This is a genomic window from Streptomyces sp. NPDC002156, from assembly GCF_053593675.1.
The window spans coordinates 15338-28985 of sequence record NZ_JBSFDA010000042.1; the positions used below are offsets into that span (position 1 = coordinate 15338).

Consider the following 13648-nt stretch of genomic DNA (forward strand, 5'->3'; position numbering starts at 1 on the left):
CACCGCCCCACGGAGGTGGGGGTTTTCGAGGGGGAGCGAAGCACGCATGGCCAATTTCTCGAAGTCGAACGTGCCGCAGTTCTCGGTGGACGTCTACCAGAACGAGTACCTGCCCGAGGGCGGCCGTGAGGTCAGCGCGATCGTGACGGTCTCCGCCACCGGCGGCGGCACGGTCGGCACCGCCGTCGCGGCGCCTCACCTGTACTCGCCCGGCCAGGGCCCGGACGCGGCCGTGGCGATCATGGTCGACTGCTCGGGCTCCATGGACTACCCACCGACCAAGATGCGGGGCGCCCGGGAGGCGACGGCCGCCGCGATCGACGCCGTGCGCGACGGGGTGCACTTCGCGGTGATCGACGGCACACACGTCGCCAGGGAGGTCTATCCGGGCGGTGGGCGGCTCGCGGTCGCCGACGCGACCACCCGCGAGCAGGCCAAGCAGGCGCTGCGCCGGCTGAGCGCAGGCGGCGGCACCGCCATCGGCACCTGGCTGCGCCTCGCGGACCGGCTCCTCTCCTCGGTGGACGTCGCCATCCGGCACGGCATCGTGCTGACCGACGGCCGCAACGAGCACGAGTCGGCGGAGGACCTGAAGGCCGCCCTGGACTCCTGCGCCGGCCGCTTCACCTGCGACGCGCGGGGCGTGGGCACCGACTGGGAGGTCAAGGAGGTCACCGGGATCGCCTCCGCGCTCCTCGGCACCGCCGACATCGTCGCCGACCCGGCCGGCCTCGCCGCCGACTTCACGCAGATGATGGAGACGGCCATGGGCAAGGAGGTCGCGGACGTCGCCCTGCGGCTGTGGACCCCGGTCGGCACGGAGATCAAGTTCGTCAAGCAGGTCGCGCCCACCGTCGAGGAGCTGACCGACCGCCGCACCGAGGCCGGCCCGCGCGCCGGCGACTACCCCACCGGCTCCTGGGGCGACGAGTCCCGCGACTACCACGTGTGCGTCGAGGTTCCCTCCGCGAACGTCGGCCAGGAGATGCTGGCCGCCCGGGTCTCCCTGGTGATCCCGCAGCCCGACGGCAGCGCCCAGAACCTCGGCGCACAGGGCCTCGTACGGGCCGTGTGGACCGACGACATGGTGGCCTCGACGTCGATCAACCCCCAGGTCGCGCACTACACAGGTCAGGCCGAACTGGCACAAGTCATCCAGCAGGGTCTGGATGCCCGCAAAGCGGGTGATGTCGACGGCGCAACGGCCAAGCTGGGACGGGCCGTTCAGCTCGCCAGCGCCTCCGGAAACGCGGATACTGCGAAACTCCTTGCGAAGGTGGTGGACGTGGTCGACGCCGCGGCAGGTACTGTGCGACTGAAGGCGAAGGTCGAAGAGGCCGACGAGATGACACTCGAAACACGGTCCACAAAGACTGTTCGTGTAAAGAAGTAGCAACACAAAACGTAGCGAAGAGGAGAGGGGGAAGCGCCGACATGCCGACCTGCCCGAACGGACACCAGTCGGGTTCCGACGACTGGTGCGAGGTCTGCGGTCACCGCATGGCCGGTGCCGTGCCCCCGCCCCCGCCGCCACCCCCGGCGCCCGGTTACGGCTACCCGCCGCCGGGCTCCGCCACCGGCGCGCCCGGCAGCCGCTCGCATCTGTCCGCCGTACCGGACGCCGAGCAGGAGCTGTGCCCGCAGTGCCGTACCCCGCGTGAGGGGGGCGCTCCGTTCTGCGAGGAGTGCCGGTGGAACTTCCTGACGAACACGGCGACCTCGTACACCCCGGCCGCCCCGCGCCCGCCGGCGCCGGGCCCCGGCCAGGGCTTCGGCGGCGGCCCCGGTGGCGCGGGCCCCGGCCAGCGGTACCAGCCCCCGCCGCCCGGACCGTCCTACGGCGGCAGCGGTGACGGGTACGACTACCAGAGCTCGCGTCCGTCGCAGATGAACCGCCCCGCCGAACCGATCCCGCCCTTCGGCGGCGACCCGTCCCGCCCGGTCCCCCCGCCGCCGGGTCCCACACCCGGCGCGCCCGGTGGCCCCGGCAACGGCCCTGGTGGCACCTCCCCCGGCGGGCCGCAGGGCTTCGGTGGATCGCCGGGATACCCGCCTCCCACGTCCGGAGGGCCGCAGGGGTACCCGCCGCCCGGTGGCGGCCCCGGAGGGCCCGGAGGCGCTCCGCAGGCGTACCAGCCGTCCGGTCCGCCCTCCCCGCCCTCGTTCCCGCAGGAGACGGGCCGGCACGGTGGCCCGCAGCCCGGCGGCGGCTTCGGCGGTGACGACGACTGGGTGATCTCCCCGCCGTCCGGCGGCCCGAGCGGACCGCCGCAGCAGCAGGGTGGTGGCTACGGCTATCCGCAGCCCGGTTCGACCCAGGCCCCGCCCGGACCCGGCGGTGGCTACGGCCAGCAGCAGCCGCTGTCCTGGAGCGCGACGATCGGCCCGGACCGCGAGTACTTCATGGCGATGATGCAGCGCTCAGGACCCGAGGCCGCGGGCCTCAACCTGCCCGCGTACTCGCCGGAGCAGCAGCGTGCGCTCACCGGCAACCAGATCACGATCGGCCGCCGCCGCCACTCCACGGGCGAGTCCCCGGACATCGACCTCGCGGTGCCGCCGGAAGACCCGGGCGTCTCGCACCAGCACGCCGTACTGGTCCAGCAGCCCGACGGCAGCTGGGCGGTCGTCGACCAGAACTCGACGAACGGTACGACGGTCAACGGCTCCGAGGAGCCCATCCAGCCCTTCGTCCCCGTACCGCTGCAGGACGGCGACCGGGTGCACGTGGGCGCGTGGACGACGATCACGATCCGCCGGGGTTAGCGGCTCTCAGCCGGGGAGGGGCCAGGCGTACGGACCTGTGGGTTCGTCGAGCCAGGCCCACTCCCGGTCGCCGCTGACGGTGATCCCGTACCTCTCCCGCACCGGCCTGCCCTCGCGCTCCCACAGCGCGTACGCCTCCTGCGGGTCCAGGCTGCCCCGGGTGAGCGCCAGCAGGAACCGGAACAGCTCGTGCTCGCGCGTCCGGCGCGGTAGCGCGCCCAGGTGCGGGAAGTCGGGCTCCGGCCGGGTTCCGCCCCGCAGCGGCACGAAGTAGGCCGACGTGTGCAGGAAGCGGCCCTCCGCGTGCTCGGCGTCATGGACCGTGAGGGCGGCCAGGCCGGTGGCGAACGGTGTCAGGATGCGGGCGCCCGGGCGGCACTGGGCGAGCCAGGCCCGCGGGACCGAGGTGAGCGTGCAGGTCGCGATGATCCGGTCGAAGGGGGCCCGCTCGGGCACTCCACGGGCGCCGTCGCCGGTGACGACGACCGGGTGGTGTCCGGCGGCGGCCAGATGCCGCCGGGCCGACTCGGTGATCTCCGGGTCCAGATCGACCGTCGTGACGAGCGCGTCGCCGAGACGGTGCGCGAGCAGCGCCGCGTTGTATCCCGTGCCGGCGCCGATCTCCAGGACGTGGTGCCCGTCCTCGACCCGCAGCTCGGCGAGCATCACCGCCATGAGGGAGGGCTGGCTGCTGGAGGAGAGCAGCTCGCCGTCGCGCATCCGGGTCGCGAGCGGCGAGTCCGCGTAGGCGCCGCGCACCCAGCGCTCACGTGTGCGCCGGTCCGGGCTCTCGCCCCACAGCCGCTGCTGCCCGGTCACGGAGCCGGCGTAGTAGTACGGCACGAACAGATGCCTGGGCACCGTCTCGAACGCCTCACGCCAGACCGGGTCGCGGTCCCAGGCCCCGCTCGCCTCGATCAGCCGCACGAGTTCGGCCCGCGCCGTGGCGGCGAGGTCGTCGAGGTCCTTGTCCCTGCCCTCGTGGAGAGCGTGCGCGCTCATACATCCACTGTCCTGCGCCCCGGGCCGGGACGCGAGCGCCGATACCGGCCGAAACGGAAGCGGACGCTCAGTACGGCCCGGCAGGGGTCGGTTTGCGGGTGGTCCTAAGCCTTGAGTCCTCGGTCTCCCCGTCTGAGACCATGGTGGGGTGAACGAGATTCCGCGCGGCACGCTTCAGGAGCAGACCTTCTACGAGCAGGTCGGCGGCGAGGAGACCTTCCGGCGCCTTGTGCACCGGTTCTACGAGGGTGTCGCCGAGGACCCGCTGCTGCGGCCCATGTATCCGGAGGAGGACCTGGGCCCGGCCGAGGAGCGGTTCACGCTGTTCCTGATCCAGTACTGGGGCGGCCCCACGACGTACAGCGAGAACCGCGGCCACCCCCGGCTGCGGATGCGCCACGCCCCCTTCGCCGTCGACCGGGCCGCGCACGACGCGTGGCTGAAGCACATGCGGGTCGCCGTCGAGGAACTCGGCCTCTCCGAGGAGCACGAGCGGACGCTGTGGAACTACCTGACGTACGCGGCGGCCTCGATGGTGAACACGGAGGGCTGAGCGGGCCTCCGCCCGGCCGGGGCGTCAGCGGACGCTGACGTCCAGCGACCCGAGCCCGGCCCTGCGTACGGCGATCGATCCGTACGGGGTGCGCAGCCGCAGCCAGGCCCCGGAGGAGACGAGCGCGAGCCGTGTGTCACCGGAGGACTCCGGCCGCAGGAAGCCCAGGGACTGCGCCGCGTGGACGGCCCGTACCGGCAGGTGGGTGTCGCCGACCGTCCTGGTCCAGATCTCCCGCCCGATCCGGTCGAGTTCGGGGCGGGTACGCAGCTCCGGCGCCAACTCCCCCGTACGGGACCGGAATTCGGCGACCGCCGCGGCGACCATCGCCCGCAGCGCGTCCGGTGCGGGCAGGCCCGGCTCCGGTCGCCAGCCGCCGCGCGGGGGCAGTACGCCGGCCCACGGCGGGCCGGTCACCGCGGCTGGGACGGTGAGGGTGGCGGCGGACTCGTCGACCGACTCCAGGAGTTCACCGGCCGACACCGTGACGTCGAGGGCGGCGTCCAGGCCGTTCTCGTACGGCTTGGCGAGGCGGGCCGCCCGGATCGCGAGGACCTCGAAGGACGGGGGCCGTCCGAACACGGCGAGCGCGGTGCCGTGCGCCTGGAGGCGCACCGCCGCCCCACGGTCGTAGTGCAGCAGCCGGCCGAGGAAGGCGGCGAGGTCGGCCGCCTCTCCCTCGTCGGCGAGGTGCAGAACCGTCATGCGGCGACGGCCCCGCCCTCTTCGTCATCCTCGTCGTCCGCGTGCATGTACTCCTCCAGGAACTCCCGCTCCTCGGAGGTGATGCGGCGCGGGCGCTGGGTCGCGAAGTCGAACGGCACGACGACCGTCGAGGCCCGGACGTACACCTGGTCCGGGTCCTTGACCTCACAGGTGAGTGTGAAGGACGCCGCCTTTATGTCCGTGACCCACAGCTCGATGTCCACGGGCGTGTGCCGGTGGACCAACTGCCGTTTGTAGTCGATCTCGTGGCGTGCCACCACCGACCCCTGCTGGAAGTCCTTGTCCGGGCGGAACAGGAAGTCGATACGGGCTTCCTCCAGGTAGCGGAGGAAGACCACGTTGTTGACGTGGCCGTACGCGTCCATGTCCGCCCAGCGCAGCGGGCAGCGGTAGATGTGCCGCAAGATCAGCCCCGGGTCAGCTTCTTGTAGGTGGCGCGGTGCGGGCGGGCGGCGTCGGCGCCGAGCCGCTCGATCTTGTTCTTCTCGTAGGACTCGAAGTTGCCCTCGAACCAGAACCACTTGGACTCGCCCTCGTAGGCGAGGATGTGCGTCGCCACCCGGTCCAGGAACCACCGGTCGTGGGAGACGACCACCGCGGCACCCGGGAACTCGAGCAGCGCGTTCTCCAGCGAGGACAGGGTCTCGACGTCGAGGTCGTTCGTCGGCTCGTCGAGGAGCAGCAGGTTGCCGCCCTGCTTGAGGGTGAGCGCGAGGTTGAGGCGGTTGCGCTCACCACCGGAGAGGACACCGGCCGGCTTCTGCTGGTCCGGGCCCTTGAACCCGAACGCGGAGACGTAGGCGCGGGACGGCATCTCGACCTGACCGACGTTGATGTAGTCCAGCTCGTCCGAGACGACGGCCCACAGCGACTTCTTCGGGTCGATGTTCTCGCGGCTCTGGTCGACGTACGAGATCTTGACGGTCTCGCCGACCTTGATCGAACCGGAGTCCGGGGTCTCGAAGCCCTGGATCATCTTGAACAGGGTCGTCTTGCCGGCACCGTTCGGGCCGATGACGCCGACGATGCCGTTGCGCGGCAGCGTGAACGACAGGTCGTCGATGAGGACCTTCTCGCCGAAGGCCTTGGTGAGGTTGGTGACCTCGACGACGATCGCGCCAAGACGCGGGCCCGGCGGGATCTGGATCTCGTCGAAGTCCAGCTTCCGCATCTTGTCCGCCTCGGCGGCCATCTCCTCGTAACGGGCGAGACGGGCCTTGGACTTGACCTGACGCCCCTTGGCGTTGGACCGCACCCACTCGAGTTCTTCCTTCAGACGCTTCGCACGCTTGGCGTCCTTCTGGCCCTCGACCTTGAGACGGGAGGCCTTGCTCTCCAGGTACGTCGAGTAGTTGCCCTCGTAGCCGATGGCGCGACCGCGGTCGAGCTCCAGGATCCAGCCGGCCACGTTGTCCAGGAAGTACCTGTCGTGGGTCACGGCGACGACGGTGCCGGGGTACTTGGCGAGGTGCTGCTCCAGCCACTGCACGGACTCGGCGTCCAGGTGGTTGGTGGGCTCGTCGAGGAGCAGCAGGTCGGGAGCCTCCAGGAGCAGCTTGCACAGCGCCACGCGGCGGCGCTCACCACCGGAGAGGTTGGTGACGGGCCAGTCGCCGGGCGGGCAGCCCAGGGCGTCCATGGCCTGCTCCAGCTGGGTGTCCAGGTCCCACGCGTTGGCGTGGTCCAGGTCCTCCTGGAGCTTGCCCATCTCGTCCAGCAGCGCGTCCGAGTAGTCGGTCGCCATGAGTTCGGCGACCTCGTTGAAGCGCCTGAGCTTGCCCATGATCTCGGCGGCGCCGTCCTGGACGTTCTCCAGGACGGTCTTGGACTCGTCGAGGGGCGGCTCCTGGAGGAGCATGCCGACCGTGTAGCCGGGCGACAGGAAGGCGTCGCCGTTCGACGGCTGCTCCAGGCCCGCCATGATCTTGAGAACGGTGGACTTACCGGCACCGTTCGGGCCGACCACACCGATCTTCGCGCCGGGCAGGAAGCTCAGCGTCACGTCGTCAAGGATGACCTTGTCGCCGTGAGCCTTACGCGTCTTGCGCATGGTGTAAATGAACTCAGCCAAGAGAAACCGTCCGGCAGCTTGAAATCTGGCAGTGGTGGGTTACACCCCATCTTGCCGTACGGCCACCCTTGCGGGGAAACGAGTACGTCAGCGGCCCCGGGCGCCTGGGCGGCGGGCCGGGGCCGCGTGGATCAGTGGGTCACCGTGCGGTCACACACTGTTGAGTTGTCAAGGTGCGATGTCGCTCGCGCTCACTCCCGGGCGCCTGTTCCGTGCGGCTCCTTCTTGCCGACGAGGAGGACCACTCCGCCGCCGATCACCAGCAGGACGATCGCTATGCCCGCGATCATCGGCGTCGCGCTGGAACCGCCGGTCTCGGCCAGGTTGACGCCCCCGGCGGTGGTGTCGTCACCCGCCAGGGCCGGGCTCGGCTCGCTGAGCGTCTGAACCGAGTCGCCGGTCGCGGCGCCCTGGGTCTCGCAGTCGAGGACGCCCGTGAACCGCTGCTCGAAGCCGTTCGGTCCCTGGATCGTGAAGTCGTACGGCTGGTCCTCCTGCAAGGGGATCGTCACCGTGCGCGACTCCCCGGCCTCGATGGTGTGCTCGAAGCCCATGAGCTGGAAGGTGAACGCCTCGTCGCCCTTGTTGGCGGCCGTGATGTCCACGCCGTTCTCGGCGCAGTTCTTCTGTGCGGACAGCGCGGGGACCGGACCCGTCGCCGCCCAGTTCGCGGTCGCCGTCGCGGAGACCGTGGACTCGCTGGAGCCGGCGAGGATCTGGGTCTGGCTTCTGCTGTCGGAGGTGAAGGCGCGGCCGACCGGGACGCTGGTCGAGGCCTGGACGCTCAGGGCGGCCGAACCGTCCGGCGCGTCCTCGGGCACCTCGAAGAAGACCTGGCCGCCGTCGACCGCGGACGTGACGGGCTTGCCGTCCCGGTCGACCACCCGCACCCCGCTCGTCGCGGCGTCGGCGGGCGGTATCACCGTGACGCTGTCCGCGTCGGTGTGCACGGTGACCGGTCCGAGCCGCTCCCCGGGGTGGCCGGAGACCGCCGGCGGGTCGAGGGTGAGTGAGGCCTCGGGCTCCGCGAGGTTCTCCGCGCTCTTCTCCAGGTAGTCCGCGAGCTTCTCGGCCGCCGGGTCCACGGCGTCCACGTCCGCGCCGTCCGAGTAGCGCCAGATGGCCACCTGGGTGCCCGCCGCCGCGTCCTGCTCGGTGAGGCCGGCCGCGCCCGCCCGGTCGGCCAGCGCCGCGAGGTCGTTCACCTGCGGGTAGGAGTTCTGCAGGATCCAGCGGATCCGGCCCGCGTCCTTGTTGCCGCCCAGGGAGGTGCCGCTCCAGGAGGTCTCCTGGTACTTGGCGTCCTTCTGTGTCGGGTTGTGCAGGTCGACGCAGTACGTCTGGAGCGTGCCGCCGTTGTCGACGGACATCTCGAACAGGCCCGCGGAGATCTGCTCGTCGCCGTCATCCCCGTGGACGACGGCCGCGCCGTACGTCTTCAGCCCGCCTATGGTGGCGGTCGCCCCGCCCTGCTGCTGCGGAGTCCCGTCGGCGACGGCCGTACCGGCGACGGCCAGCGCGCCGGTGACGGCGAGACCGGACACCATCGTCGCGGCGGCGAGCCGGGCCGCCGCCGCTCGCCCGCGCCCGGACAGCGCGGAGAACGAAGAAAACACAGGATTCCCTTTCGAACAGGGCTCGTTGACGTGGGGGGTGCGGTCCCGCCAGCAGCATCAGGAGCCCCCTGAGCTATGCCCGGCATCCTAGGGACGCGGGCGGACCGCATTTCCCAGTCCGGTCATCGGATAACCGATCCGACTCGGAATCGTTATCGCCAAGATCATCCGCGTTCCGGTCAGTTCACCGATAAGCCTCAGTTCGGACCTGAGGTCACGTCACCGCCGCCGGTTCCCGCCGCTGTTGGGTCTCCTCGTCGGCCACCGGTGTCTCCCAGCTGGGTTCCGGACGGGACGGCGCTCCGGCCTCGCCCTTGAGCTGGCCGGCCGAGCGGCGGAACGCCGATGTGCCCCGCGCGAGGTCGTGGCCGATCGCCACCGCGTCGATGTCCGCCGATGTCCAGCTCTGCCCGTCGCGCACCTCCGTGCGCACCTTCAACCGGCCCTGCACGATGACCGGTTCGCCCAGCGTCAGGGACGCACCGACGTTCGTCGCGAGCGCCCGATTCGCCCACACCGTGAAGAAGTTGGTGTGTCCGTCCGTCCACGCGTTCTTCTCGCGGTCCAGGTAGCGCGCGGTCACCGCGACCCTGAACCTCGCCGACGCCCCCGACGCCAGGTCTCGGTAGACCGGCTGCGTCGCCACGTTCCCCACCACGCACACCATCGTCTCGTTCATGCGGACCACCCCTCCCGGTCCCGGCGCACTCGCGCCGGGCGGATACCCGTACGGGCCCGTCCCGTACGGCTGCTTCCGGCACGGCGACCGTGTGTTTCTCCGGTCACCGCCCCGCGTCGATCGCGTCCGTCGTGATCGCCGCGAAGCCAGAATGCATCCGCCGGGCCGAGCCCGCTGAGCGCTGTGGACTACCGGCCGGTTGTGGACAACTCCGTCACCCGACCGAGTGATCCACTTCCCTCTCTCGTCTCACTCCTCCGGGGTTCACCTCCTTTGACCTGCCGTTTTCCAAGGGGCCACCCACTCTCACCCCACCGCCGACCGAGCCCCCGTCACCCGCACGTACTGCTCCCGCACCTCGCGGTACCGCAGCAGTTCGGCCGCCACCGGATCCAGTACCCGGGCCCGGCCGCAGCCGGCCGCCGCCTCCCGCAACCGGCGTTCCGCCTCCAGGCCGTACCGGCGGGCAGGGCCGCGAGCCGCCAGTTTGCAGCTCCACTCCACGCCCGGGCCGCCGACGATGCCCACCGACATCAGCAGCACCGGCACGCCCAGGTTCGGTGCCATGACGCCGACGATCTGGGCCACCAGCCACAGCCCGCCGACGATCTGAAGGAGCGTCATGGACGCCTGCGCCAGTACGGCCACCGGCCACCAGCCCGGCCGGGGCGGTCGTCCCGAGGGCGTCCCCGCCCGGGCCGCCAGTTCGTCCAGCGCCTCGGGCAGGCCCTGGGAGCCGCGTACGGCCGCCTCGCGCACCGCCAGCGCCCATGGCGCGGGCAGTCCGGTCGACGCCCGCTCCGCGACCGTACGCACCGCCTGCTCGACCCGCTGGCGGGCCGTGGCCTCCTCGTCCGGCTGCGTGCGTACGGCGAAGCGGCCGGTGGAGGGTTCGCGGCGGTCCTGGTACCAGCGCCACAGCCGCAGCCACGGGGTGCCGCAGGCGCGGTTGGCGTTGCGCAGCCAGGCGCGTTCGGCGGCCTGTCCCGCGGCGGTGGCGCCCACGGCGTCGGCGAGCCGGTCGGAGAACTCGTCCCGGGCCCGTTCGCTCAGCCCGGCGCGCCGTCCGGTGGCGTACACGGGCCGCAGTTCCCAGGCGGCGGCGTCGAGGTCGGCCGAGATCCGGCGGGCCGCGGCCCCGCGTTCGCCCACGAACTGTCCGAGCGCCTCGCGCAGTTCGCCGATACCGTCCCCGGTGAGCGCGGACAGCGCGAGCACGGTGGCGCCCGGTTCGCCGTACTCCCCCAGGGCGATGCCGTCGTCGTCGAGCAGACGCCGCAGGTCGTCGAGGACCTGGTGGGCGGCTTCCCCGGGGAGGCGGTCCACCTGGTTGAGGACGACGAACATGACCTCCGCGTGGCCGGCCATGGGCCGCAGATAGCGCTCGTGGAGCACGGCGTCCGCGTACTTCTCCGGGTCGACGACCCAGATCACCGCGTCGACGAGCGCCAGGACGCGGTCCACCTGTTCGCGGTGCTGGACGGCCGCCGAGTCGTGGTCGGGCAGGTCGACGAGGACCAGGCCGCGCAGCTGCGCCTCCGCCTCCGCGCTCTGCAGGGGGCGCCGGCGCAGCCGTCCCGGGATGCCGAGGCGGTCGAGGAGGGTCGCGGCGCCGTCGCTCCAGCTGCACGCGATGGGCGCGGCGGTGGTGGGCCGGCGTACCCCGGTCTCCGAGATGGGTACTCCGGCGAGGGAGTTGAACAGCTGGGACTTGCCGCTGCCGGTGGCGCCCGCGATGGCGACGACGGTGTGCTGTCCGGAGAGCCTGCGCCGGGCCGCCGCCTCGTCGAGGACCCGGCCGGCCTCGGCGAGGGTTCTGCTGTCGAGGCGGGTACGGGACAGCCCCACGAGTTCGCGGAGCGCGTCGAGCCGGGAGCGCAGCTGTCCGTCGTACGCCAGGGGCATCACGGGCTGGGGGGTGGCGGTGATCCGGGGCTCGACGACAGGCTCGCGCGGGGGGCCGTCGGTCTCGGTCACGCGGCGTGCGATCAGGCCGTCGTCCCAGGCGCCGGAGGGCCCGGGTTCGGCGCGGGGTTCCTTGGGTGCGGTAGGGGTGACCGAGCCGGAATCGGCGGCCACGCGCGCGTGGTCGTCGCCGTCGGCGGAAGGGACCTCCTCAGGGGCCTCGCTTTCGGGCGCCCCGCCGTCACCGTCCTTCTCCTCCTTCCCTCCCTCCTCCTTGGTCTCCTTCTTGGTCCCCCCCTTCTCTTCCTCCCTCATTTCCTCTGTCCTCCCTTGCTCCTCGGCGTTGTCGCCGTCGGAAGGGCCCTCCTCTGGAGGCACGTTTTCAGCCGAGGCGTCGTGGTGGTCCTGGTCAGTGACGGCGGTCACCGCGGTCACCTCTCCTTCTGCAGTACGGACAGCGCGGCGATGAGTTCGGCCTGGGGCTCCGGATGGACGTCGAGGGCGTCGAGCGGGGCGAGGCGGCGCTCGCGTTCGGTGTGCATGACCCGGTCCAGATGGTCGGCGAGGAGCCGTCCGCCGCGGTCGCGCAGCCGCAGGGCGCCGTGGGCGCCGATCCGTTCGGCGAGGCCCTCACCGGCGGACCGGGCCCGTCGGCCGCCCAGCAGCGCGGTGGCGACGAGCGCGGCGACCGCCTCGACGTCCGGGGCGACACCGCGGTCGAGGTCGCGCAGCTCCTCCTCGGCGTACTCCTCCAGCTCGCGCCGCCACCGTCGTACGGCCATCCCGATGCGGTGTTCGACGCTCTCCTGGGACGGGTCGGGGGCCGTCAGTTCCGGGGCGCCCGCGGCGGGTTCGCGGCGCCAGGCGTCGTCGACGCGTTCGTCGGCGGCGGTGACGGAGCAGAGCAGGAGGGCGCAGAGGCTCTCCACGAGGGCGTCGAGGAGTTCGCCCGCGGTGCAGTCGAGCGGGAAGGCGCGCCACCGCTTGAGCGCGTCACCGGCGAGCACGGCACCGGCCTGCAACCGCCCCCGTACGCGTGCGTGCTCGCTGTCGTAGGCCCCGTCGACGGCCGCGGTGAGCCGGAGGGCGGCCGAGTACTGCGCGGCGGCGGCGCCGGCCAGTTCGGGCATGCGGGACTTGAGGGAGTCCAGGACGCCGTACGCCGTACGGGCCATGGCCTGTTGGCGGCTGGCCGGGTCCTGGGCCTGCTGGGTGAGCCAGGCCTTCAGCGGTGCCACCGCGGTGGCCGGAAGCAGCCCACCACCCCAGGCGGATTCGGGCAGTTCGGGCACGGTGAAGCGGGGGACGTCGCCGAGGCCGGACTTGGTGAGGAGGGCGCCGTACTGCCGGGACACCTCGGACACCACCTGGTGGGGTACCCGGTCGAGGACGGTGACGAGGGTGGCCTGGTAGTCCTTGGCGGTGCGCAGGAGGTGCCAGGGGACGGCGTCGGCGTACCGGGCGGCCGTGGTGACCATGATCCAGATGTCGGCGGCGCAGATCAGTTCGGCGGCGAGGACACGGTTGTCGGCGACGAGGGAGTCGATGTCGGGGGCGTCGAGGAGGGCGAGTCCGCGCGGCATGCTATCGGCGGTCTCGACGCGCAGTACCCGTGCCCCGTCCTCGCCGGGGAGCAGCAGATCGTCGTCGGGGTCGCGGCCGGGCTCCTGTTGGGGCACCCATACGCGCGTGAGGTCGGGCAGTACGCGCATCCCGCTGAACCAGTGGTGGTCCTCGGGATGGCAGACCAGGACCGGTGTCCGGGTCGTGGGCCGCAGGACGCCGGCCTCGCTGACCCGGCGTCCCACAAGGGAGTTGACGAGGGTCGACTTCCCGGCCCCGGTGGACCCGCCGACAACGGCGAGCAAGGGCGCTTCAGGTTCCCTCAGTCGGGGCACCAAGTAGTCGTCGAGTTGCGCGAGCAGTTCGTCGCGGTTGGCACGCGCGCGTGGAGCCCCCGCCAGGGGCAGCGGGAAGCGTGCGGCGGCGACACGGTCGCGAAGGGCGGAGAGTGCGTCGAGCAGCTGAGGCCGTACGTCCAAGGTCACCACATGCGAAGAATGCCCAATTTTAGGGGAATTCTGAAGCATATGGGCATGTCTGCGCGCCGACGGAACACAAGGGACGGAAGGGATGACTGGGACGTAGGCATAGTCCAGGCATAACGAGTGCACAACACCCGATGCGCGAGACGCCAAAAGCGGTGCACGATTCGTACCTGCCTGCGATTATCAGGACCGCTTCACTGAACCTCCACATTGAGCCACGGAGGCGAAGCAACCAGGACAAGGACCCGGGAGCCCTATCCTTGTCCCCGGCAACGTCAAGGA

The 13648-nt window shown here is 71.6% G+C and carries 11 protein-coding genes; 3 read left to right on the plus strand and 8 right to left on the minus strand.

The window, feature by feature from the left end; genetic code table 11:
- Nucleotides 1-46: 46 nt before the first annotated feature.
- Nucleotides 47-1393, plus strand: coding sequence for a vWA domain-containing protein (locus tag ACWCRB_RS19210; protein ID WP_450997179.1), 1347 nt, complete (start codon nucleotides 47-49; stop codon nucleotides 1391-1393).
- Between the two features lie 41 nt (nucleotides 1394-1434).
- Complete coding sequence (locus ACWCRB_RS19215; protein WP_450997180.1) at nucleotides 1435-2766, plus strand: FHA domain-containing protein; 1332 nt, start codon at nucleotides 1435-1437, stop codon at nucleotides 2764-2766.
- A 6-nt stretch (nucleotides 2767-2772) separates the two neighbouring features.
- On the opposite strand, the gene ACWCRB_RS19220 is transcribed toward ACWCRB_RS19215, so the two are convergent.
- Nucleotides 2773-3768, minus strand: coding sequence for a methyltransferase domain-containing protein (locus tag ACWCRB_RS19220; RefSeq protein ID WP_450997181.1), 996 nt, complete (start codon nucleotides 3766-3768; stop codon nucleotides 2773-2775).
- A 148-nt stretch (nucleotides 3769-3916) separates the two neighbouring features.
- Here ACWCRB_RS19220 and ACWCRB_RS19225 point away from each other — a divergent pair, with 148 nt between their 5' ends.
- The gene (locus ACWCRB_RS19225; RefSeq protein WP_235479066.1) at nucleotides 3917-4321 is read left to right on the plus strand and encodes a globin; all 405 of its coding nucleotides are present in this window, start codon (nucleotides 3917-3919) and stop codon (nucleotides 4319-4321) included.
- A gap of 24 nt (nucleotides 4322-4345) precedes the next feature.
- Here the strand turns inward: ACWCRB_RS19225 and ACWCRB_RS19230 are convergent, their stop codons facing one another.
- From ACWCRB_RS19230 to ACWCRB_RS19260, 7 genes are all read right to left on the minus strand, one after another.
- Nucleotides 4346-5026 carry a hypothetical protein gene (locus ACWCRB_RS19230; RefSeq protein ID WP_450997182.1) on the minus strand — a complete coding sequence of 227 codons (681 nt, stop codon included), beginning with the start codon at nucleotides 5024-5026 and terminating at the stop codon, nucleotides 4346-4348.
- Entirely contained in the window at nucleotides 5023-5451 is a 429-nt protein-coding gene (locus tag ACWCRB_RS19235; RefSeq protein WP_450997183.1) for an acyl-CoA thioesterase, read from the minus strand. The genes ACWCRB_RS19230 and ACWCRB_RS19235 overlap by 4 nt, the downstream gene beginning before the upstream one ends.
- A 2-nt stretch (nucleotides 5452-5453) precedes the next feature.
- On the minus strand, nucleotides 5454-7118 hold the full coding sequence (gene ettA, locus ACWCRB_RS19240) for an energy-dependent translational throttle protein EttA (RefSeq protein ID WP_450997184.1): 1665 nt from the start codon (nucleotides 7116-7118) through the stop codon (nucleotides 5454-5456).
- Between the two features lie 191 nt (nucleotides 7119-7309).
- Nucleotides 7310-8734, minus strand: a complete 1425-nt coding sequence (locus tag ACWCRB_RS19245; protein ID WP_450997185.1) for a Cys-Gln thioester bond-forming surface protein — start codon at nucleotides 8732-8734, stop codon at nucleotides 7310-7312.
- A gap of 214 nt (nucleotides 8735-8948) precedes the next feature.
- A complete protein-coding gene (locus tag ACWCRB_RS19250) occupies nucleotides 8949-9413 on the minus strand; it encodes a single-stranded DNA-binding protein (protein WP_450997186.1) in 465 nt (154 codons plus the stop codon).
- A gap of 306 nt (nucleotides 9414-9719) precedes the next feature.
- Nucleotides 9720-11744, minus strand: coding sequence for a GTPase (locus tag ACWCRB_RS19255; protein ID WP_450997187.1), 2025 nt, complete (start codon nucleotides 11742-11744; stop codon nucleotides 9720-9722).
- A 5-nt stretch (nucleotides 11745-11749) separates the two neighbouring features.
- Complete coding sequence (locus ACWCRB_RS19260) at nucleotides 11750-13369, minus strand: dynamin family protein (protein WP_450997188.1); 1620 nt, start codon at nucleotides 13367-13369, stop codon at nucleotides 11750-11752.
- Between the last annotated feature and the right edge of the window lie 279 nt (nucleotides 13370-13648).

Excerpts from the sequence above, each read along its gene's own strand:
- ACWCRB_RS19210 (WP_450997179.1), top strand. The coding sequence starts at position 47 with ATGGCCAATTTCTCGAAGTCGAACGTGCCGCAGTTCTCGGTGGACGTC.
- ACWCRB_RS19215 (WP_450997180.1), top strand. The coding sequence starts at position 1,435 with ATGCCGACCTGCCCGAACGGACACCAGTCGGGTTCCGACGACTGGTGC.
- ACWCRB_RS19220 (WP_450997181.1), bottom strand. The coding sequence starts at position 3,768 with ATGAGCGCGCACGCTCTCCACGAGGGCAGGGACAAGGACCTCGACGAC.
- ACWCRB_RS19230 (WP_450997182.1), bottom strand. The coding sequence starts at position 5,026 with ATGACGGTTCTGCACCTCGCCGACGAGGGAGAGGCGGCCGACCTCGCC.
- ACWCRB_RS19250 (WP_450997186.1), bottom strand. The coding sequence starts at position 9,413 with ATGAACGAGACGATGGTGTGCGTGGTGGGGAACGTGGCGACGCAGCCG.